Raw genomic sequence first — 494 nt, forward strand, 5'->3', positions numbered from 1 at the left:
GGGCCCGGCGGTCGACCTGCAGCGAACTCGGATCCATGACATGGCTGCTGACGCCGTGCGCCTCGAGAAGGCGGTGCAGCCAGAACCCGTCGCGTCCGGCCTCGTAGCAGCACGACACCTGCGGGCGCACGCCGGTGCGGCGTTCCACGCGGGTTCGGATGCGGGCGAGCAGGTCGAGCACTGCCTGTCCGTCCCCGGCGGGGAGCCGATGCAGCTCGATCTTGGCGGCATCAGGGGCATGCAGCGCCACCAGCCAGGAGCGGCGGCTGAGTTCGAGAGCGAGATAGATCGTGTGGGTGCTGTGCGAGAATGAAGCGTCTGCTGAGGGCGAGTAGAGCATGAGCGGCCTCCGGGGTGAGGTGACCGCCTTACCTCACCAATCCGGCGCTCACTGGCCCATGAGATCTTTTTTGAGGCCGCTGGTGGAAGCGCGCTCGACATAGACATAGCGCGGCCGCTTCCAGCGATAGCCGGCCTCGTGCAGCCGCCGCCGC

At 68.0% G+C, this 494-nt stretch carries 1 pseudogene; it reads right to left on the bottom strand.

Annotated features, from left to right (window positions below):
* Nucleotides 1-340: pseudogene (locus C7G61_RS43280) on the bottom strand (IS110 family transposase); the annotation flags it as partial.
* Nucleotides 341-494: the final 154 nt, after the last annotated feature.

It is taken from the genome of Bradyrhizobium algeriense (genome assembly GCF_003062295.1).
GTDB classification, from domain to species: domain Bacteria; phylum Pseudomonadota; class Alphaproteobacteria; order Rhizobiales; family Xanthobacteraceae; genus Bradyrhizobium; species Bradyrhizobium algeriense.